This is a genomic window from Leptolyngbya sp. DQ-M1 (assembly GCF_039962505.1).
In the GTDB taxonomy this organism is placed as follows: Bacteria; Cyanobacteriota; Cyanobacteriia; order Leptolyngbyales; family Leptolyngbyaceae; genus Leptolyngbya.
The window spans coordinates 205,564-225,303 of sequence record NZ_JAMPLJ010000005.1 but is presented as its reverse complement, the minus strand read 5'-3'; the positions used below and the strand labels follow the sequence as shown (position 1 = coordinate 225,303).

General features: G+C 50.5%; 15 protein-coding genes. 7 read left to right on the top strand and 8 right to left on the bottom strand.

The window, feature by feature from the left end; translation table 11 throughout:
• Window positions 1-210: 210 nt before the first annotated feature.
• Both NC981_RS17540 and NC981_RS17535 read right to left on the bottom strand, forming a co-directional pair.
• Window positions 211-2,517: a VCBS repeat-containing protein gene (locus tag NC981_RS17540; RefSeq protein ID WP_348244129.1), complete on the bottom strand. Its 2,307-nt coding sequence runs from the start codon at window positions 2,515-2,517 to the stop codon at window positions 211-213.
• A 295-nt stretch (window positions 2,518-2,812) separates the two neighbouring features.
• On the bottom strand, window positions 2,813-3,160 hold the full coding sequence (locus NC981_RS17535) for a DUF4870 domain-containing protein (RefSeq protein ID WP_348244128.1): 348 nt from the start codon (window positions 3,158-3,160) through the stop codon (window positions 2,813-2,815).
• Between the two features lie 130 nt (window positions 3,161-3,290).
• On the opposite strand from NC981_RS17535, the gene prfC reads away from it, so the two are divergent.
• A complete protein-coding gene (prfC, locus tag NC981_RS17530; protein WP_348244127.1) occupies window positions 3,291-4,919 on the top strand; it encodes a peptide chain release factor 3 in 1,629 nt (542 codons plus the stop codon).
• Window positions 4,920-4,966: 47 nt separating this feature from the next.
• Here prfC and NC981_RS17525 read toward each other — a convergent pair whose 3' ends face one another.
• From NC981_RS17525 to galE, 4 genes are all read right to left on the bottom strand, one after another.
• Window positions 4,967-5,887: a HetZ-related protein 2 gene (locus NC981_RS17525; protein ID WP_348244126.1), complete on the bottom strand. Its 921-nt coding sequence runs from the start codon at window positions 5,885-5,887 to the stop codon at window positions 4,967-4,969.
• Between the two features lie 154 nt (window positions 5,888-6,041).
• Entirely contained in the window at window positions 6,042-6,302 is a 261-nt protein-coding gene (locus tag NC981_RS17520; protein ID WP_348244125.1) for a hypothetical protein, read from the bottom strand.
• A gap of 186 nt (window positions 6,303-6,488) precedes the next feature.
• Window positions 6,489-7,040: a hypothetical protein gene (locus NC981_RS17515; protein ID WP_348244124.1), complete on the bottom strand. Its 552-nt coding sequence runs from the start codon at window positions 7,038-7,040 to the stop codon at window positions 6,489-6,491.
• Between the two features lie 636 nt (window positions 7,041-7,676).
• Complete coding sequence (gene galE, locus NC981_RS17510) at window positions 7,677-8,675, bottom strand: UDP-glucose 4-epimerase GalE (protein WP_348244123.1); 999 nt, start codon at window positions 8,673-8,675, stop codon at window positions 7,677-7,679.
• 564 nt (window positions 8,676-9,239) lie between these two features.
• Between galE and NC981_RS17505 the strand changes: the two genes are divergently transcribed.
• The 3 genes from NC981_RS17505 (at window position 9,240) to NC981_RS17495 (ending at window position 13,081) form a co-directional block, all read left to right on the top strand.
• The gene (locus NC981_RS17505) at window positions 9,240-10,451 is read left to right on the top strand and encodes an ElyC/SanA/YdcF family protein (RefSeq protein ID WP_348244122.1); all 1,212 of its coding nucleotides are present in this window, start codon (window positions 9,240-9,242) and stop codon (window positions 10,449-10,451) included.
• A gap of 112 nt (window positions 10,452-10,563) precedes the next feature.
• Window positions 10,564-12,318 carry an ABC transporter ATP-binding protein gene (locus NC981_RS17500; protein WP_348244235.1) on the top strand — a complete coding sequence of 585 codons (1,755 nt, stop codon included), beginning with the start codon at window positions 10,564-10,566 and terminating at the stop codon, window positions 12,316-12,318.
• 166 nt (window positions 12,319-12,484) lie between these two features.
• Window positions 12,485-13,081: a hypothetical protein gene (locus NC981_RS17495; protein WP_348244121.1), complete on the top strand. Its 597-nt coding sequence runs from the start codon at window positions 12,485-12,487 to the stop codon at window positions 13,079-13,081.
• Window positions 13,082-13,145: 64 nt separating this feature from the next.
• Here NC981_RS17495 and NC981_RS17490 read toward each other — a convergent pair whose 3' ends face one another.
• Both NC981_RS17490 and NC981_RS17485 read right to left on the bottom strand, forming a co-directional pair.
• Complete coding sequence (locus NC981_RS17490; protein ID WP_348244120.1) at window positions 13,146-14,585, bottom strand: PP2C family protein-serine/threonine phosphatase; 1,440 nt, start codon at window positions 14,583-14,585, stop codon at window positions 13,146-13,148.
• 235 nt (window positions 14,586-14,820) lie between these two features.
• Window positions 14,821-16,362 (bottom strand): NAD(P)/FAD-dependent oxidoreductase, encoded by a 1,542-nt coding sequence (locus NC981_RS17485; protein ID WP_348244119.1) that lies wholly within the window; start codon window positions 16,360-16,362, stop codon window positions 14,821-14,823.
• Between the two features lie 525 nt (window positions 16,363-16,887).
• On the opposite strand from NC981_RS17485, the gene pilM reads away from it, so the two are divergent.
• Genes pilM through NC981_RS17470 form a run of 3 tightly spaced genes read left to right on the top strand, consistent with a single transcriptional unit; the run spans window position 16,888 to window position 19,718 of the window.
• Window positions 16,888-17,976, top strand: coding sequence for a type IV pilus assembly protein PilM (gene pilM, locus NC981_RS17480; protein ID WP_348244118.1), 1,089 nt, complete (start codon window positions 16,888-16,890; stop codon window positions 17,974-17,976).
• Window positions 17,977-18,846, top strand: coding sequence for a PilN domain-containing protein (locus NC981_RS17475; protein ID WP_348244117.1), 870 nt, complete (start codon window positions 17,977-17,979; stop codon window positions 18,844-18,846). It begins immediately after the preceding gene.
• Entirely contained in the window at window positions 18,843-19,718 is an 876-nt protein-coding gene (locus tag NC981_RS17470; RefSeq protein WP_348244116.1) for a pilus assembly protein PilO, read from the top strand. Before NC981_RS17475 ends, NC981_RS17470 begins: the two co-directional genes overlap by 4 nt.
• The last annotated feature ends 22 nt before the right edge of the window (window positions 19,719-19,740 follow it).

Here is a 19,740-nt window from a genome sequence, read left to right as displayed (position 1 = left end):
TCATGTCAATAAAATGATGAATCTTCAGGACTCCAGCCCACACTGGCGCTTCCTAGTGTGCGTTCTCCCGAAGCAATTCCCCGCGCAGAATGGACACTCTAATAACCGTCCCAAATTCCCTGCCTGATCCGGGTTTTGCCTAGCCATAATAAACCTAGCGTTTAACTGTCCCTTGCCCTGCTGCTCATTCGAGTGCAGGGCAGTTTTGTTTTAAGCTGCAATCTGGTCGGTTAATTTCGGTGCAATCAATTCTGTCCGGGCTGCGGCAAGACAACGACCGCAACTACATTTATAAGCGGCAAGTCGGGCAGAGGGTTTTTGAGAAGTAGATTGAGTTCCAGGGGTAGAAGCGGTGATTGCGGCGTTTACGGGTGGTGAATAGGGTTGGACTGCGCCAAAATTCACGTTCCAGCCCAAATCCCGCAGCGATCCGAGCGTCAAGCTGCTTATTGGCATCAGTGTGCCATTGACTTCTGCGAATGGGGTCATCAGTTCGGTATCAAATCGCGTCTCATCCCAGTGATAAAAGATTTGCGGTTCGATCGGAATTGCAGTCGGCGTAAAGGTGCCAATCAGGTCGCCGTATGCTGCGCCTGCGTAGCTATCTGCGCGATAGGTGGCAGTGGCGCGATCGATCCAGTCTTTTCCAGCGATTTCGGTTGAGCCGTCCGTAAACGAGAAGCGTAAGGGTTGCCAAATCGTGCCGAAGCCGAGAACGTGCGCGAATTCATGAATCATGATGTCACGCAGATAAAGCGGATTGGCGTTAAATTCGGCGAGTCTGCGTGTGTTTAAGGTGCTACTGCCGCGAGTGATTACAAGATTATTTGCGGCATCGAGTGTCAGCGAAGGCCCAGATAGCGCTAGCGTTCCGGCATCTGCTGTGCCGTCTTGAGCCATTAGGTTCTGTCCGATGAGCGCGATCAGCAGGATGTTCGACTGAGTGATGGCGCTGCTGCTGAGAATTGCGCTTTCCCAAAACTTGGCGGCTTGATTAATCGCATCTCGCGCTGCGGAGGTGAGTCCGTTTAGAGAGTCGGCAAAATTTAGCTGAATGCGGAACTGCTGATCATCACTGGCAGCGGCGGTGAAGTTTGTAGAAACGGTAAAATCAGCGGCTTGATTGTTGTAGCTCAGCACCTGTACAAAGTAAGCGCCGGGGGCGATGAATCTGCGAATTGATTCGTCTTTTAAGCCGCGTTCCCATTGCCATGCCAGAATTTCGCCGTTGTCGATCGCGCCATTGCCATTTGCGTCTTGAATCAAACGCACGTCTGCGTCGCCTGTAAGTCCAGTCAGCCCAGCCGTGAAAATGCCAGACTGCCCGATCGTAAAGCGATAGAAATCATTGAGGTTATTTGCATCGACGCGATCGCGGCGAGAGAAGGTTGGCGCTTGGTTTTCAGCGGTGGCTAGACTGCTGTTGCTGATGGGGGCTTTGGGGGGCGAAACCGTTTGCGTGGGCGTGATGAGTGGGGAGGTCGAGCGTTCGAGCGCGGCGATCGGCTGCCAGTTTAATTCGGATTCGGTCAGGACGGTCGCAGAATTGCTGACACTGCCGTTTTGCACAAACCAGGCAAGTAGTTCTCCGGTCGAGGAATTGCGCCAGAGTAAATCGATCGTGCTGTCGCGGTTAAGATCGGTTGCGGCTAAAGCCTGCCAATCGGAACTGATTGAGTTTCCGGTTCTAATTCCCGTGCGCTGTATGCCGTTGTATAACCAAAACTGTGTTTCACCGGTGCGATCGTTGCGCCAAAACAAGTCGGAACTGCCGTTTCCGTTGAAGTCTCCCAAGCCTGACAGCTTCCAATCTTTGCTGGGAGCCGGATTCAAGAATAGTCCCTGAGCCAGTTTTCCCTGATTGAGTAACCAGGTCGCGGTTTCTCCTGTGCTGGGATTGAACCAAACTAGATCGGGAGCGCGATCGGCATTCTGATCGGCGATGCCTTGAACCCGCCAGTCGCCTGCCCCACTGGAGCCGATAAACGCTCCAGATGCAAGCCTTGTGTTGTTGAGAAACCAAAGGGCTGCTTGTCCGTCGCGTCGATTGTGCCAAATGATATCCGTAGAGCCGTCGCTGTTGAAATCGGCTAAGCCTCCGATGTACCAACCTCCGCCTCCGGCGGTGCCAAGCGCGATCGATTGAACCGCCCCATTATTCTGTTGCCAGATTCTGACGGCTCCGGTTTGGGAGTTAAACCACAGTAAGTCTTGCTGTCCGTCGCGGTTAAAATCAGCAATGCCTGAAACTTGCCAGTTGTCATCGGTTTCGGTGGGCAAGTCTTGACGAGTGACGGGGGTAGAGCCATTCACCGACCAGATTTGCGCTGCGCCCGTTGCGGCGTTGCGAGAAAGTAGAGTTGTAACTGTAGAAGCACTGCCGGGTTGGAGCGCGGATCGAAGTCCTTGATTTTGTGGCGCGATCGAGGTCTGCAACGGTTTGTTTTCAGCAGTAGAGCTTAAACCCAGCAGGGATGCCGACGAATCGACCAGATTCGGCAAAGAATTAGTACACATGGTTGCTTCTCCTACCGCTCAGGTTTTTCCGTTCGGACATATTCTCACTAAAAATAAGGCAACACCGTTGCCCAATCCCGTTATTCACTCGTTTACTCATGACTGACCAAGAGAAACCGCACTGAAGCACGATCGCTCGGAATCTCCACGACCTAACTTTTTGCGAAGTTTAACAATTAACCAAAGCAGGCTGGTAGATTCACGTACCCTTGGGAAATATTTTATTCGCAAAACTGTCTAGTTTTTAGTTTGTTCGATGAAGATTTCACGAAGCGATTACAAATAGTAGGTGAAGTTACAGTAATCGGAGGATAAATGGGTAGCGGTACGGTTGACCTGGATTATCAAGCACCTTGACGATCGCGAGAATCGGCAGTAGCCAGCTACAGATCAGCAGTCCGCCTCCGAGAATGAGCGCGATCGGGATGCCAATGACAGTGGCGAAGAAAAGACTTGCCAGAATGCCATAAGCGAACAAATTGATATGAAAGTTTAGTGCTTCGCGGGCGTTGTCTTTAATTACCCAGTCGTCGGTGATGAGCAGAATGACGATCGGGATGCCAATGGATACGATCGTGGCGCTGAAGAAAATTGAGCCGTGACAGAGTGCAGAGAGGAGTTTTTGGCGATCGGTGGTTTGCATGAGTTCAGATTCAACTTATCGCTTCTGAATCTAGCGACAATCGCGCTGAATTTGTCGCTATCTTTAAAGTATTGTGATGTACTGGGACTTCCCGCACTAACATTTCCCGCATTAACTTAGAGACACCAGCATGGCGATCGAACTTGAATCCGAATTGCAAAAAGCCGTAGAGCGGCGACGAAATTTCGCGATTATCTCTCACCCAGATGCCGGAAAGACGACTCTGACCGAAAAGCTGCTGCTGTACGGAGGAGCGATTCACGAAGCGGGCGCAGTCAAGGCGCGTCGTGCTCAACGCCACGCGACCTCCGACTGGATGGCGATGGAACAACAGCGGGGAATTTCGATCACTTCAACGGTGCTGCAATTTGAGTATCAGGCGTGTCAGATTAATTTGCTCGATACGCCCGGACACCAAGATTTTAGTGAAGATACGTATCGCACTCTAGCGGCAGCAGATAATGCGGTGATGCTGATCGATGCGGCGAAAGGCTTGGAGCCTCAGACCCGCAAGTTGTTTGAAGTCTGCCGGATGCGATCGCTGCCGATTTTTACCTTTGTGAATAAGCTCGATCGTCCTGGACGCTCTCCGATCGAACTGATGGATGAGATTGAGCAAGAGTTAGGGATGCAGACTTATGCGGTGAATTATCCGATCGGCATGGGCGATCAGTTTAAGGGCGTGTTTGATCGTCGCACTCGGCAGATTCACTTGTTTGAGCGCAGTCTGCACGGAAAGCGAGAAGCGGCGAATACGGTGGTCGATTTAGGTGATCCGAATATCGAAGCGCTTTTGGAGAAGGATCTTTATTATCAGTTCAAGGACGAATTGGAACTGATTGAAGGGATCGGTTCAGAATTCGATCTCGATGCAATTCACAACGGTCAAATGACTCCGATCTTTTTCGGGAGTGCGATGACGAATTTCGGGGTGGAGTTGTTCTTGAATTCGTTCTTGGATTATGCGCTGAAGCCGGGAACGCATCACAGTACCAAAGGTGAGATCGAACCGACGTATCCGGAGTTCTCTGGCTTTGTGTTTAAGCTTCAGGCGAATATGGATCCGAAACACCGCGATCGTGTCGCTTTTGTGCGGGTCTGTTCTGGCAAGTTTGAGAAAGATATGGTGGTGAGCCATGCGCGAACCGGGAAAACGGTGCGGTTATCGCGTCCTCAGAAGTTGTTTGCTCAAGATCGGGAAGTGATCGAAGAAGCGTATCCGGGGGATGTGATCGGGTTGAATAATCCGGGGGTGTTCGCGATCGGGGACACGATTTACATGGGACAGAAACTAGAGTACGAGGGCATTCCTTGTTTCTCGCCGGAACTCTTTGCGTTCTTGCGAAATCCGAATCCGTCGAAGTTCAAGCAGTTTCGTAAGGGTGTTTCTGAACTGCGTGAAGAAGGGGCGGTTCAGATTATGTATTCGGCGGATGAAGCGAAGCGCGATCCGATTTTGGCAGCGGTTGGACAGTTGCAGATGGAAGTGGTGCAATTCAGGCTGCAAAACGAATACGGAGTGGAGACGACCGTTGAGTATCTGCCGTATACGGTGGCGCGCTGGGTGGATGGCGGTTGGGAAGCCCTGCAAAAAGTGGGGCGGATTTTTAACACGCTTGCTGTAAAAGATAGCTGGGAGCGTCCGGTCTTGCTGTTCCGCAATGAGTGGAATTGTCAGCAGCTTCAAGGGGATCATCCGGAGTTGAAGCTGAGCGCGATCGCGCCTGTGGTGGCTGGGAAGCAACCTGTGGATATTTAGTTCGCTGCGACTGGGGCGGATAGCTGCCCCAATCGCAGCGAACCCCTCTATCGCCCTAGCCACTCTGTGACCAGTTCCGGCTGACTCTTCTGGGCGAACACTCGCACCGCATGGTAATTCACCTTCTCGCGCAATCGATATACTTGCTTAATTGGCATATCGAGACGCTGCGCGATCGCTTCTTGCGTTTTACCCTGCAAATACAGTCGGAGCCACTGCGCCGCCTCCGCTCCGATTTTTTCGGTGAGATAGCTCTCAAACTGCTGCACGATCTCGCTTCGGAGTTCTTGCTGCTGCTGGAGGCTCTGCTCTTCCTGAAACTGAGCCACCGCCTGCCCATCGAGCAAGCTGACTGACCCTTCGGAATCATCCGGTGCAATCTCTTCGGAGACTAGGCGGATAAAGTCGGCGGCTGGAACTTGGGTCATGCCGCCGCGCTGGGTGCGCTTTTGGTAATTGACAAAGCGATAGACGAGTAGCGGCTGATTGCGAATCGGCCGGAGACAATATTCCTCGGTGGCGGTGAGAACGATCGCGTTGCGAAGCCGGGGATCGTTGGTGCATTGAGCAATCCAGCTGACCTGCTCCTGCATATATTTATCGTTCTGCAATAAGTCCTGAATCACTTCTTGCAGGACATCGATCACAGTGGTTTGACGATCGCGGGATAAGGCAATCCAGGTACTAATTTTATTTCTGATGACAAAGATGCTTCCTAGACGCTGGATTAAGTTCTTATAAGCACGCTGGGGGGGCGCTTCATAGTAGCGCTGCACCAGAATGCGATAGCGGTAATCCATTGCCTGAATTTCGATATCAAGGCGCTCTGGCGTGTAGCTATCGAAGCGATCGAGATCCTCACCGAGCAACCATCGGATAATGCTCTCGCGGTTGGTGTCGTTGCTGCGTGGAAGTTCGGTTTGTAGCCGCGATCGCAAGTCGGATGCGATTTGTTCTGCTCGTGTCATGGTTGCCGTCCTCATTACCCTGATATAGAGTGTGCCGCAGAGTTGACCCTAAAATCACTTACCCGATCGGGTAAGGCTGTGATCTAAATTCGCTCAGCTTGACCCATTGACTGAGGTTTTTAGTATAAAACGTTTCTTAGGGGCTTCTACTCACTTACGACATGCTTCTTGACTCTAACGACGCGGCGATTCGCTCTAGGGTTTCGGTGAGGTGGGCAATGTGGGAAACTAGCGTGGATTGGTTGTCGGTTAAGGTTTGCAGCGCGTTGGTTAATGCAAAGATTTGTTCACCTTGCTGATCGACTTGCGTGGTGATCGTGTCAATGCGCCCTGACAGTTGCTCGATCGTTTCCGTGGCAGCGATCGTGGTTTCTGCAAGTTCTTGGACGATCGTTGTTAATGCTGCGGTTTCCACGTTGGTTCCTCTTCTCACACAAATTTCGTATCTGTATTGTACTGGGGTCTTTCTACTTCGCTGTTTTGTGCATCTCCGGGAAAGTGAGGAATCGATGATGAAAACGGGGGTAAGATTCTGAGAGTGTTTTCGCGATTTGCAGGGGAACAGTCGATCGGGATCGAAGCTCGATCCCTGGTGTCATTTCTAGGCGGTTTCGCTGGGTTTGGCGGCTTTCTTTTTGGTTCTGCGGAAGCGCTGTCCCATGTCTGCGACCATCGCTTCTAGGCTGGCTCCTTGACCGCTGGCTTTGGCATGACGATAAGCGGTGAGGGCATCTTCATAGGCTTCTGAGCCGATCGCAATGGTCGTGGCATCGACGAGATCGCGTAGTTGCGTCAATGCCATCAAGACGGTATTGAGGCGATCGTAGGTGCTTAAGTCGCGATCGAATTTTGCGACATCAAACGATCGTGGCAAAAAATCTGCATTTTGCTGAATGACTTCTAAGACTTTTCCGGCAAAGACGCGATTAGCATCTGCCATCCCCAGCATCGCTTTACGCTCTTCGGCGCTAATGTCCCGCAAATAGGGCATCATCTTGCGGATCTCGGCAATCACGTTGAGAATGACATCGCGATCGTTTTGACTTAAACCTTCTGGGATGGCAGAAGCGCTAGATTCAATCAACTGAAGGGAAATCGAAGGGGTACTCGGTTCTTTGCTGTTGGTGCTGCTGTCGGTTTTTACTAGGGTCATTCGGGTAGATGCAAGTTTTTGCATCGCTAAACGATAAATCTATCGTTCCCCAGATCGAATGGGTCGATCGTTGCGGCAAACGCGATCGGAGGATCTTTTTTCGTTGAATGAGCGATTTCAGTTCATCAATGAACTGTTTTAGTGATCCGATGAACTGTTTTAGTGATCCGATGAGCAATTTCAGTTCATCAACGAGCAATTTTAGTGATCCGATGAGCAATTTCAGTTCATCAACGAGCAATTTTAGTGATCCGATGAGCAATTTCAGTTCATCAATGAGCAGTTTTAGTGATCCGATGAGCAATTTCAGTTCATCAATGAGCAGTTTTAGTGATCCGATGAACTGTTTTAGTGATCCGATGAGCAATTTCAGTTCATCGTTGGGCTTGCAGGGCGGACGATCGCGACTGCGCCTAGAATTGCATATCTCATTGTCTTTCCTTAGTGTTGTCGTTCAGTACATTCGCCGTAGCTGTCATCCCCAGTGTCAATGAGGTTGAGTAGAGCCTTGTGCTGATTAACACTAGTAGTGTACTGAGAGAATCTGTAGGTGGCACAGTTTTGATCGCGATCGCACAAAAAATCCGCAGATCTGCTCATCGAGAGCGATCGTGCGGAATCTAAGTTTCGGTAATCTTACCCGTGTCGTTTTTGATGCCATGCCCAAGCGTGGGTCAGGATCGTTTCGATATCTGCATATTGAGGATTCCATCCCAACATCGATCGCGCCTTTTCTGCACTCCCGACCAATGCAGGCGGATCACCCGGACGACGATCGCACTCGATCGCCGGAATCGGTTTCCCCGTCACTTTCCGCGCTGCTTCGATCACTTCCCGCACCGAGAACCCATTCCCATTGCCCAAATTAAACAGTTGAGAATCGCCGCCCTTGAGCAAATAATCCAAGCCCAAAACGTGCGCCTCAGCCAAATCCGTCACATGGATATAATCCCGAATGCAAGTCCCGTCCGGAGTCGGATAATCTGTTCCGTAGATCGAAATCGAATCGCGCTGTCCTAAAGCCGTCATCAGAATCAGCGGGATCAAATGCGTCTCCGGTTGGTGATCTTCGCCTAAGCGACCTTCTGGATCAGCCCCCGCCGCATTGAAGTACCGAAACGCCACCGATTTAAAGTCATACGCCGGATCAAAATCCGCCAACATCCGCTCCACCATCAGCTTCGTTGCGCCATAGGGATTAATCGGATCTTGGGGATGATCTTCGGGAATTGGCACCACCTGTGGCACTCCATAAGTCGCACAAGTCGAAGAAAAGACAAAACGCTTAATTCCCGCCGCCACCATTGCTTCGAGTAGCGTCAGCGTCCCCACCACATTATTGTGATAATACTTACCCGGTTGCGTCACCGACTCACCCACATAGGCATACGCCGCAAAGTGCATCACCGCACTAAACGGACGCGAGGCAAACACCTGATCCAGCAGCTCACGATCGTTCGTATCCCCCTCGATCAGTTCCACCTTCAGAACCGATTCCACAATATCGCGATGCCCGTAAACCAAATTATCGAAAACAACCACTTCATACCCTGCATTTTGCAGAGCAAGAACCGCATGAGAACCGATATATCCGGCTCCACCTGTGACTAATACGATCGGCTTTTGAGATGACATAATAAACCCTCGCCCAGTTTTAGAATTATTTTTATTTCAAACTGCGCTTTCAGATTCAGCTAGAAAGACGCAAACTTCATCCGGTTCTTCACTCCATCGCCCTATCTGAAGATATCGCGAGTCACCAAAAACAAAATCACCGTAAATACAATTCCTGCCAAAATTAGCTCCATTTGAAGATTCCTCCCATACACCCTTCGGCGCTTGCAACCCGATTGAAACAATGCTGCGATCGTTTCAGAGCCGTTTAGATTCATTTTCAGAACACAGAGGTTCCCTTGTCAGCAAATTCGAGAAGAAATCTATCGCTCAGCCCGAAAACCTCCTACAATCTAGCAATTTTAGGTACAATCCTAGTCTTGAAACAGTTCATTTTCCAGCCCAAGTCTAAGATTAGAGAGTTCGATGGGTGACGATCGAATCATTCAACATATCAACCACTCTACGTATGAAATTTACTACTTACGGGTAATCTTGAAGCGATAAAGTGTGTCCCTAAATTTAATCGTTTAACGATCGCATTTAGGGGTGAGGAGGAGTAGCGCGATATAAGGGATTGAATAGATGATTCTATTAGTCACTGATGTATTTGTTTTATTGACTCAGGTATTACTCTGGGTCGTGGTGGGTCTATTTGCCTGGTATGTTCTCTTGCGGGTGCTACCCAGACCCTTTCTCGGTGGACTGGTGCTGCTGCTGCTGGTGGGCGTAGCAGCATTCACGTTTTATCGGGGGTCGCCCCAAGAAGGGCTAGTCGGCGATATTTTTCGGATTATTGCGATTCCGTTTAGTCCCCTCGGAATTATCCTAATTTTGCTCCTAGTCGCATTTTCAGAACTGCTGCGGGGTGGAAAATTATCGAGAACCGGATTAGTCTTGCTGCGGATTGCGATTCCAGCCTTGTTAATTCTGAGTATTCCAGCCGTGTCGTATTTTCTGGCACAACGCGCCGAAGCTGAAGCGATCGACATTGCCCGCCCTGCTGCCACTGCCGCCCTACCACCGGGAGCGCGGCGCGTCATCGTTGCCCTAGCGCAGGATACGACTCAACTGCAAGTTCGACCGCGATCGCAACCTGTTCCAGCAGCTCCGGCTCTTCCTACTCCGGGCTTGTTTCCGCCGCCTGCCCAGATTCCTGCGGGCGCATTTCCAGTCCTCGCCGATCAGCCCGTGCAACTGACCGAGCGCGGCGATATTCTGACTTATACAAATCAGGTCTATCGAGAAGAGCGAGGACGCGGAACTGATCCGATCGTCATCGTCAGCGCCGGGAGCCGACCGGAGCGGGTGCGTAAAGCTGGAGAAACCAACGATGATGTTTCAGAAGCCGCAGATGCGCGGCGATTTCTGCAAGGATTGGGGGTTCCGGCAGAAGATATTATTGCCGACCCCAACAGCCCAACGGTTCAAAATAGCGCTGTGAATGTGCGTGAGCAACTGCGGCGTAGAGGTATCAATTTCGGCAATCAGTTGGTGTTGATTAGTTCTGCGATCGAGATGAATCGAGCAGCCTTGACGTTTAATCGCGAGTTCAATAGCAATAACGTGCCGCTCACGGTGATTCCCCGTCCGACGAATTTCTTTACGCTGCCGCCGCGAGAAGCATTCCGAGGTCGGGCGCAAGGGCGGGATGTGGTCGAGCGCAATTTGCAGATTGCCGATCTGTTACCCAGTATTGATGCGCTATCGCTCAGCTCTAAAGTGATTAACGAGTATCTGACTTCTATCTACTATTTCTTACGAGGTTGGATTCGTCCGGTTCGGACGACGCTCTAAACGCTCTAAAGGCTGAAAGCTAGGGGGAGAGGCGAAAGCTTCTCCTTTTTTCTCGTGGAATTTGCTTTTTTATTCGCGCTACCATGAGAAAGTTTCGATGGTAGGTAGAATCATGGCGCGATCGCGTTCCCCGCTGCAAAAACTAGGGTCATATCTTCGCCCACACTGGCGGGATGCAACTTTAGGAGTTTTGGCGCTGTTGGTGGTGAATGCGATCGGGATTTATATTCCGCTCCAGATTCGCGATGCTGTCGATAAACTCGGTGTTGCCTTCAGCGTGAACCAGATCTTGTTTTATGCTGTGCTGATCCTGGTGCTGGCATCGGTGATGTGGGCAGTGCGAATGGCATCCCGAATTCTGCTATTCGGTGTCGGTCGTCAGGTTGAGTTTGACCTGAAGCAAAAGATTTTTAATCATCTCCTGAAGTTAGAACCTGCATACTTTGCAGCGAATACCGTTGGTGATTTAATTAACCGTGCTACCAGTGATGTCGATAATATTCGTCGTCTTTTAGGTTTTGCGGTTCTCAGTTTGGCAAATACACTATTCGCGTATGCGTTAACGCTGCCTGCGATGGTTACAATCAACGCTAAGTTGAGTTTATTAGCGCTTTCGGTGTATCCGTTTATGTTGCTCTTGGTCAGTTTGTTTAGTAACAGGCTGCGATCGCAACAGTTAACCGTGCAGGAAGAACTCTCGACGCTGAGCGAACTGGTGCAGGAAGACATGAGCGGCATCGCTCTGATTAAGATTTACGGTCAGGAAGAAAACGAGCGCCGCGCATTCCGGGAATACAATCGATCGCTGTTGAATGCCAATCTCAAACTGGCACTGACCCGGACTACGTTATTCCCAATTTTGCAAGCGATCTCGTATGGCAGTGCATTAATTTTGCTGTGGTTTGGGGGTGGGTTAATCTCGCGGGGCGAAATCACGGTTGGAGATTTTATTGCGCTGTTGATTTTCGTCGAGCGATTGGCGTTTCCGACTGCACTCCTTGGATTTACGATTACGGCATATCAGCGCGGAGAAGTGAGTATCGATCGTATCGAAGCTATTCTCTCGGTTGAACCCACGATTAAAGATGCTTCAGATGCGATTCCCTTACCGTTAGCGCAAGTAAAAGGAAAGCTAAGCGCTCAGGATTTAACCTTTCGCTATCCCGGCGTGTCTCGTCCTAATTTGGATCAGATTAATTTTGTCATTTCTCCGGGTGAAACGGTTGCGATCGTTGGTGCGATCGGTTCCGGTAAATCAACTTTAGCGAACGCATTACCGCGACTGTTAGACATCTCACCAAATCAGCTATTTGTAGACGGATACGACATTACTCAACTGCGATTAGAAGACTTACGTGGCGCGATCGCTTACGTGCCCCAAGAAAGCTTCCTATTCAGCACCACGATTCGCAATAACATTCGATACGGTAAGCCAATGGCGGATCAGTCTGAGGTTGAACTTGCCTCGAAAATTGCTCAAATTCACGGCGAGGTGCTGAACTTTCCGCAGCAGTATGACACGATCGTTGGAGAGCGCGGCATTACCTTGTCCGGCGGACAACGCCAGCGAACAGCTTTGGCACGGGCGCTTTTAGTCGATAGCCCGATTCTGATTTTGGACGATGCCTTATCGAGCGTGGACAATCAGACTGCGACGCGGATTTTAAGAAACCTCTCTGAAGGAACCGTTCGCAAAACGGTGGTATTCATTTCACACCAACTTTCCGCCGCAGCAATGGCAGATCGCATCTTTGTGATGGATCAAGGGCGCATTGTGCAGATCGGCACTCACCTTGAACTGATTAACCAAGCCGGACTGTATCGATCGCTCTGGGAACAAAACAAACTCGAAGAAGCCTTGAAGTAGCTCTATCAGTGGATAGACGCTTTTGATACTGCCGTTCCCTTCTCTGGGCAGAGTGATATCACGATGTGCTTCGGTTAATTTAGTCACATCAGGGCATCTCCCGAAATTTTTATCACAAGCCTGATCGCTAGAGCGATCGACAAAATTACTTAAAGGAAAATTCAAAATGGCGAATACAAATCCTGGTGATCAACACGATCGCACAAATTATACTGGCTCAAATCCTAACGAAACTCCCGGCGTTCAACCAAATCCACAAAGCTATGGTAGTGGTTATATACATGGTCAAACGGTCGAACGGCAACGTTACGAAGCCACTCAGCAAACCAGAGACGAAAATAACAGTGCAACTGGTTTCTTAATTGGTATTTTGCTCACAGGATTAGTCTTAGGCGGTGCTGCACTGGCGTATTTTGCAACTCAGCGCAATCAGACTCCTGTTCAACGCACAATCGTCGTTCCCTCTGCGGCACCTTCCCCGTCCCCCTCTCCCGCAGTGAAAGAACGAGTCATCGAGCGCGATCGGATTGTGCCCGTACCGCAACCGCAGCAAAGTTCCCCGACTGTCATTCCCGCTCCAAACATAAAAATTGAGGCTCCGAAGCCCGTTGCCCCGGCTCCTCAAACCGCGCCTGCGGCACCGAGCAGCAGTTCACAGAAGGAGTCTCCGGCGATCGAACAACCCCGATCCGCAGAACCTTCTCCGTCTCCTGAAGCCAGCCCCAATTCAAATAGTTCAGAATCCAACAATTCCGGTCAATAAAATTCCGGTCAATAAATTGAAAGCCCACGGTTTCTAGCCGTGGGCTTTTCGTTAGATTTGACTGTTACGATCGTCCCTCTTCCACAGCCTTCACCCGCATCACCACTAGCGTCATATCATCCGAATTCGGATTGCCCATGCCGATAAACTGCTGCACACAATCAAACAAATACTTCAAAATCTGCTGCGGATCGTCATAATGCTGACACGCCCAACGAAACGCGCTCACCAGATTGTCTTCCTCGAATCGCTGCCCGTACTGATTTGCCGCATCGGTAAAGCCATCGGTGTAATAAATAATCGTATCTCCCAGCTCTAGTTGCATTTGTGCATCCTGGTACTGGGTTTCAGCATCTAAGCCGATCAGCATTCCATGTGTATCGAGGCGCTTAATCGTACTCGTTGCCGCTTGCCACAGAAGCGGCGGATTATGCGCGGCATTGCTGTACGACAATAAGCGAGTCTTCGGATCGTACTCCGAGTAAAACAGCGTCACAAATCGATTTGAGTTTTCCAAATCGGCATACATCACCTGATTTAGGTGCTGCAAAATCCGTGCGGGAGAGTGACCGTTTAGCACCTCAGCTCGTAGCATCCCGCGTGTCATCGTCATAATCAGCCCGGCGGGAACCCCTTTCCCCATCACATCGCCGATCGTCACACTCCATTTTCCGCCCGAATTACTCAGGTTCGCTGGGCGCGTCTGCCCATAATCCGCCGGGATAAAGTCGTAATAATCGCCCCCGACGCGATTTGCAGTTTTACACAGCGCTGCGAGTTCAATGCCATCGATCGCCGGGCATTGACGCGGCAGCAAGCGAAGCTGAATATCGGCTCCGATTTCGAGTTCGCGATCGAGGCGTTCTTTTTTCTTCAGTTCGACCGTGAGTTCATCATTCTCGATCGCCACTGCGGTTTGATCCGCCACGAGTCGGACTAATTTTTGCCGCGTTTCTGTCCAAGCGTAATCTTGCTCTCGACTAAACACATAGAGCCGACCGCGCTCATTGTTTCTTACCAGAATCCCGGTTCCAAAAATTTGAATATTCCCACCTAAGTTGCGGGCGATCTGGTGATCGAGCATTGCCACCATTTGCGACGATCGAGAAACTGCCTCATTCGCGGGTAATCCGGTTAGCGAAGCCGTCATCTGCCGCGTTGCAATCTCTAATCCTTTGCGTAATTCCTGACCCCACATGGCATCCTGACAGTGCAGCCGCTCTAATTTCACCTGCCCATTGGGGCGGAACAAAATGAGCGCTCCACCGTCGGCATCTGTAACCCGACTTGCCATCAGCGGAATCAGTTCCAGAAATTGATTGAGATTGCTGAAGCTACGGAGTGCGAAACCGAGCGAACTCAGTAAATCCTGAATTTTATGCTGCTCCCGATTCAGACGTGCCACCAGTTCCTTCAGGGCAAACACTGGTGTCATGTCAGGGGAGCCTGAGTTGTTGCGCTCAGGCGGTTGAGAAGAGGGACGAGGAAGGGGCACAGCGGTCATTCGGGCGATTTTAGTAAGAGAGATAGAGCAGAGAGTGGGAGAGAAAACTGAGAGTGAGAACTAATGTTAGCGAAGATTGTCGCAAGTCGCAGCAGTCGATCGAAGTTTGTATCGATCTCAAACTGCCGGGATTGTAGCCTTGGTTCATGAACGTGATCGAACTGAATCCGAACGGTTGGGACTGATTATACACAGTTCCTCGATTTAGCGTATGAATGGTGTCTAGAACTTTCGCCTATTCTGCGGTTTGCTCTGAATAATGCCTTATGCCGCGAATCTGTTTTAGCAACTCCAAGTGCTTGCCAAGGGGCGCGATCGTATTCGCCGCAATCATGCCACTCGCCGCCACCGCAGGCAACCCAATGCCCGGAAACGTTGAATCTCCACAGCAAAGCAATCTTGAAATTGGGGTCATTGCACCCGGAAATAATCCGTCCGTTGCGCGAATGGCGGCTCCATATGTTCCGCGATGTCGCCGCAGATAGCGCTCGTGGGTGAGCGGGGTTCCGATTAGGGTGAGTTCGGTTCGCGATCGAATATCCGGTATTACTCGTTCTAAAGCGTTCCACATCACCACTGAACGCTGTTGTTTCAGCTGCTCGTAATCGTCGCACTGCTGCCAAATGGCGTAAGGCTCATTGCCGGGAGTATAAACGTGAATCGCGTGTTTTCCAGGCGGTGCAAGTGACGGATCAAGCAGTGACGGGATCGAAATCAGCACTACATTCTGAGGTGCAGTAATGCCTAAGTTCCAATCATTCACCACAATATGATGACAGGCGAGCGCGTCTAATCCTTGGGCATCAATTCCCAAATGCAGGTGCATAAAACTCTCACAGGTCGGAGTCGCTTGCCGTTCAGCTTGGAATCGTTTCGGAAAGTTATCAACCAGTTTGAGCGTGTCCCAGATCGAAGCGTTAGAAACGACATAGCGCGATCGCAGTTCTTCCCCGTTTCGCAATCGCACTCCGATGGCTTTTTGATTTTCAACCAATACTTTTTCGACATGAGCATTTAGTCTGAGTTGCCCACCCTGTTTTTCTAAGCCGCGAACGAGTGCATCGACGATCGCGCCGCTTCCACCTTTTGGATAGTCTAATTTCACGTCCGGGCGATACCAATCAGCAAACATAAACGCCACTTCAGCCGCATTGGTGCTAGCGGCGGGCAAGCCTGACAACAGGAAGCAAAGTAAATCCAACCAATTGCGAATCAATGGATCAGTAATCACTTGATCCATCACAGGTGCGAATGCTCCAGTGAGTTTAGAGAAGCCGATCGCGTGTTGCAGCACTGCGGGTAAAAACTGCCCGACGCTCAAAACTGCGCCCAAATCGTAACGCACCGCAGCAGGCGGAAGCGCGATCGCTGCTTTCGACAAAGGAGCCATAATCTCTTGTAATCGTCTCCATTCAGCAACCGCGCTTTCTCCGCGTAATCGCTGCAATACTTCGCAGAATTGGGAAGCTCCGACTTGCGTATCAAAAGTACCTTCCGGCAAACAACAGCCCCAAGTCTCGTAGTTGAGCCATTCAACGTCTTCGCCGATCGCGTCGAGAACTTGCCGCAAAGGATTCGGAGACGGACTGTAAGACATTCCCGAATACAGCGAAGGCCCCGAATCGAACTTAAACCCCTTGCGCTCAAAACTCTGTGCCGCTCCGCCTGCGATCGCGTGACTTTCACATACCAAAACTTTGAATCCATACCGCGCCAAAATCGCCGCACAGCTTAAACCACCAATCCCGCTACCAATCACAATCACATCAATCATCATGTTCTCTGCTATTCCACAACTCTCTTCTTCTCACGATCGACGGCAAAAGCCAAACAAGAAAATCTACTCTCTACTCCCCACAAAATTAGTCGTGCCATTTTTAAAATCGCGTGTAGTATGCAGAAATAGATGTGCTATTTCTTACATCGAGCGCGCTGCTATAGCGCGACCGAATGAAACAAATTGCCTCTAAAAGATTGGAATTGTAGTCGAAATAATTAAATCAAATAAAGCAATCCAGAGTGATTTCTATTTAGATTCGCTCAATTTTTAATTTCTGAAATTGCTCTATGACAGGGACTTCAGGATTTTCTTAACTTTTTTGAATCAAGTTGTGTATTCTTGCAAAAAAACTGGGCAGTCTAAGTTCGTTACACCAGAGATTGATTCTCTCAATTTTGATCAAAGTAGCTGTCTTCTCTGCTGCTTTACGTGTGATTACTAGGCTCTCTCAACCCAAGCAAGACTGCAATTTCCGATTGCAGAAAACCTGTCACTCATTCATTCATAGCAGGCTAACGAACAGTGGTTAACGTCAAGAGTTTATTCTCAAAAAAATCAAGGGGGGTTGGCATTGAGTTAGCCGCCGATCGCCTCAATCTTGCGGTACTCCGCAAACAGGGTCAAGGCTATCGGCTCAGCACTTATGCCACGGTTCCCGTTCCTGAAGGCGTGTTTCACGAAGGGCAAATTACCGATCCGCCCGCGATGGCAGAGATTATTCAATCTGCGTTAGCCGAACACAAAATTAAAGTTAAACAAGTCGCAACGGCGGTTCCTGGCGGACGAGACACAGTGACCCGGATCATCCCGGTTCCGGCAGAACTCGACGATCGCGAACTGCGCGAAATGGTACTGAATCAAGAAGCCGGATTGTATCTGCCGTTTCCGCGTGAGGAAGCCGATGTTGATTATCAAAAGCTGGGTCTGTTTGTGGATGAGGATGGCATTGAGAAAGTGCAGGTTCTTCTAGTTGCTACCCGCAAGGAAGTCACCAATACCTACCTCGATACCTTTCAGCAGGCGGGATTGAAGGTGGACATTCTAGAAGTCAGCAGTTTTTCTCTGATTCGGACGATTCGAGAGCAGCTCAGACAGTTCGCACCGCAAGAAGCTGTGGCGCTCGTTGATATTCAATTTGAAAATACCGAAATTTCGATCACCGTTGATGGTGTTCCTCAGTTTTCGCGCACGGTTCCGATCGGAACCTATCAGATTCAGTCAGCTCTTTCTAGAGCGATGAACCTGCCACCGTCGCGCAATATCGACTTATTGCAAGGCATGACGATTCCTGTAACGGAGTCGAGTCGTCCCGGTGGCAATCCAGGGGCAACCGCAATGTTGCGGGTACTGGGAGAACTGAGCGACGAACTGCGGCGATCGGTGGACTTCTACCTGAATCAAGGTGAAAACCTGGAAGTGGCTCAAGTGATGCTGGCAGGCCCCGGAGCCGCGATCGGGCAGTTAGACGAGTTTTTTACTCAACGGTTGAGCCTGCCTTGCAGCTTAGTTGATCCGGTGTCTGCCTTGTCGCTGGGTGCAGAAGACATTCCAGCAAATTTGCGACCCGGTTTGGGTGTTGTACTCGGTTTAGGGTTGCGGGAGGCCTGGTAAATGTACAGCTTAGATATTAATTTTCTCAACGATCGATCAGAGAGTAAGCCCGATAAGGGGCGAGGCAATCGGCCCCAAGCGACCGTCTCAGCCGACGATCGTCGTCCCTTACTCTTAGGCGTTGCAGCGATGGTCTTTTTCCCGGTGCTAGCAGGATCGCTTTTCGGGATTCTCACTCTGCGAAATGGCGATTTAGAGCGGCAGCAAGCCGATCTCGATGTGCAGCTTGGCACCCTCGAAGCCGAGAAGAAGAATCTATCCAAGGTTAGGGAAGAGACAAAGCAAGCGACCGAAGAAGCACAAGCCCTGGCGACGGTGTTTAACCAAATTAAGCCGTGGTCAGCGATGACGCAGGATATTCGCGATCGCTTACCGAAGAGCGTTCAGATTGCCTCGGTTGCCCAGATCGCTCCCGCACAAGGCGCTGCACCGACTCCCGCAGCAGGCGCAACTCCACCCGTTTCGTCCCGCATTGAAATCAAAGGCATTGCCAATTCATTCAATGATGTCAACGATTTTATGCTGACGCTTCAGCAGTCGAACTTCTTAAGAGCCGATCAAACCAAAGTGGTTAGTGCAGAGCTAGGGGAAGAGAAAGCGCTGCAAATCCCTGAATTTCCGGGAGTCAAGCGAGAAATGGGTGGATTCAAGCCGCCTCGCCTACCGCGCAAAGTGTCCTTCACGATCGCCACAGCCATCAACGATGTGCCGGCTTCAGAACTGATCCGGGAACTCGATCGTAAAGGTGCAGTGGGTCTGGTGACGCGGATCGAAGCCTTAAAGCAGCGCGGCGTGATTTCGGCTACTTCAGCGAAGCCTGCCTCACCGACTCCCGCAGCAACTCAAACGGACGGAGCGAAAAAACCATGACGGCTGACTTTATTCCTGATTCAGACTTTGAGAGTACCCCGACTTATCCCACTGCGTTTGGCATTACCTTTACGCCCATGATCAGCGGGGTTGTGCTGGGGGTGATGGGTCTGCTCGGCGCAGGTGCGATCGTCTCTTATCTCGTGATGCCTGCTTGGGAAGCCAATCAAGCCTTGGATGCCAAGGTAAAAGAAAAAACCCAGCAGCTTCAGCAACAAGGCGAGATTCGCAAGCAAATTCAAGAGGCTAAAAACCAGCTAGAGCAAGCGAAACAAAAGCGCGATCAGGTCTATAGCCTGTTTGCGAGCGAAAAGACGCTCAACACGCTGTTGTTTGACCTCAACCAACTGATTGAGCGCAATAATGCAGGCTTATTGGCGGCAAGAAACACCAAGCTCAATGCTTGTCCGGTTTATGTGCAGCAGTTATTTTCAACGCCTGGGGGTGCCCAAGAATTCCAAGACCGCTTTGGGCAACTGGTGGCAGAAGCAAAGCTACGGCGCTTTAAGCCTGACGAGAAGGGAGCGGCGGTGATCAGCGATAGTTCACTGGGTGCGCCGATCGATAACAAGCTGAAGCGCCAAACGATCGATGTTGAAATTCGCGGCAATTTCAACCAAACGCAGTCGATTTTTAGAACGATCGAGCGTCTGCAACCTTTGCTGCTGGTGCGAAACCTATCGGTCAAAGTGGCAGATAACAAGGTGTCTGAAGGCTTGTACGAGATTCAGCCCGACGGCACGATTCGCTATCTGACGAACTGCCAACCGGACAATCAAATCACCACGACGTTTCAGATGGATGCGCTGATGCCACTAACTGAAGTCGAACGCAAGGCAGCACAAGCTGCCGCGCAACCCCCGAAACCATAGTCATAGTTCCTGATTCCCCCAA

Excerpts from the sequence above, each read along its gene's own strand:
- NC981_RS17500 (WP_348244235.1), top strand. The coding sequence starts at position 10,564 with ATGGCGCGATCGCGTTCCCCGCTGCAAAAACTAGGGTCATATCTTCGC.
- NC981_RS17525 (WP_348244126.1), bottom strand. The coding sequence starts at position 5,887 with ATGACACGAGCAGAACAAATCGCATCCGACTTGCGATCGCGGCTACAA.
- NC981_RS17475 (WP_348244117.1), top strand. The coding sequence starts at position 17,977 with ATGTACAGCTTAGATATTAATTTTCTCAACGATCGATCAGAGAGTAAG.
- NC981_RS17505 (WP_348244122.1), top strand. The coding sequence starts at position 9,240 with ATGATTCTATTAGTCACTGATGTATTTGTTTTATTGACTCAGGTATTA.
- NC981_RS17495 (WP_348244121.1), top strand. The coding sequence starts at position 12,485 with ATGGCGAATACAAATCCTGGTGATCAACACGATCGCACAAATTATACT.
- NC981_RS17540 (WP_348244129.1), bottom strand. The coding sequence starts at position 2,517 with ATGTGTACTAATTCTTTGCCGAATCTGGTCGATTCGTCGGCATCCCTG.
- prfC (WP_348244127.1), top strand. The coding sequence starts at position 3,291 with ATGGCGATCGAACTTGAATCCGAATTGCAAAAAGCCGTAGAGCGGCGA.
- NC981_RS17535 (WP_348244128.1), bottom strand. The coding sequence starts at position 3,160 with ATGCAAACCACCGATCGCCAAAAACTCCTCTCTGCACTCTGTCACGGC.
- NC981_RS17515 (WP_348244124.1), bottom strand. The coding sequence starts at position 7,040 with ATGACCCTAGTAAAAACCGACAGCAGCACCAACAGCAAAGAACCGAGT.
- NC981_RS17490 (WP_348244120.1), bottom strand. The coding sequence starts at position 14,585 with ATGACCGCTGTGCCCCTTCCTCGTCCCTCTTCTCAACCGCCTGAGCGC.
- galE (WP_348244123.1), bottom strand. The coding sequence starts at position 8,675 with ATGTCATCTCAAAAGCCGATCGTATTAGTCACAGGTGGAGCCGGATAT.
- NC981_RS17485 (WP_348244119.1), bottom strand. The coding sequence starts at position 16,362 with ATGATGATTGATGTGATTGTGATTGGTAGCGGGATTGGTGGTTTAAGC.
- NC981_RS17470 (WP_348244116.1), top strand. The coding sequence starts at position 18,843 with ATGACGGCTGACTTTATTCCTGATTCAGACTTTGAGAGTACCCCGACT.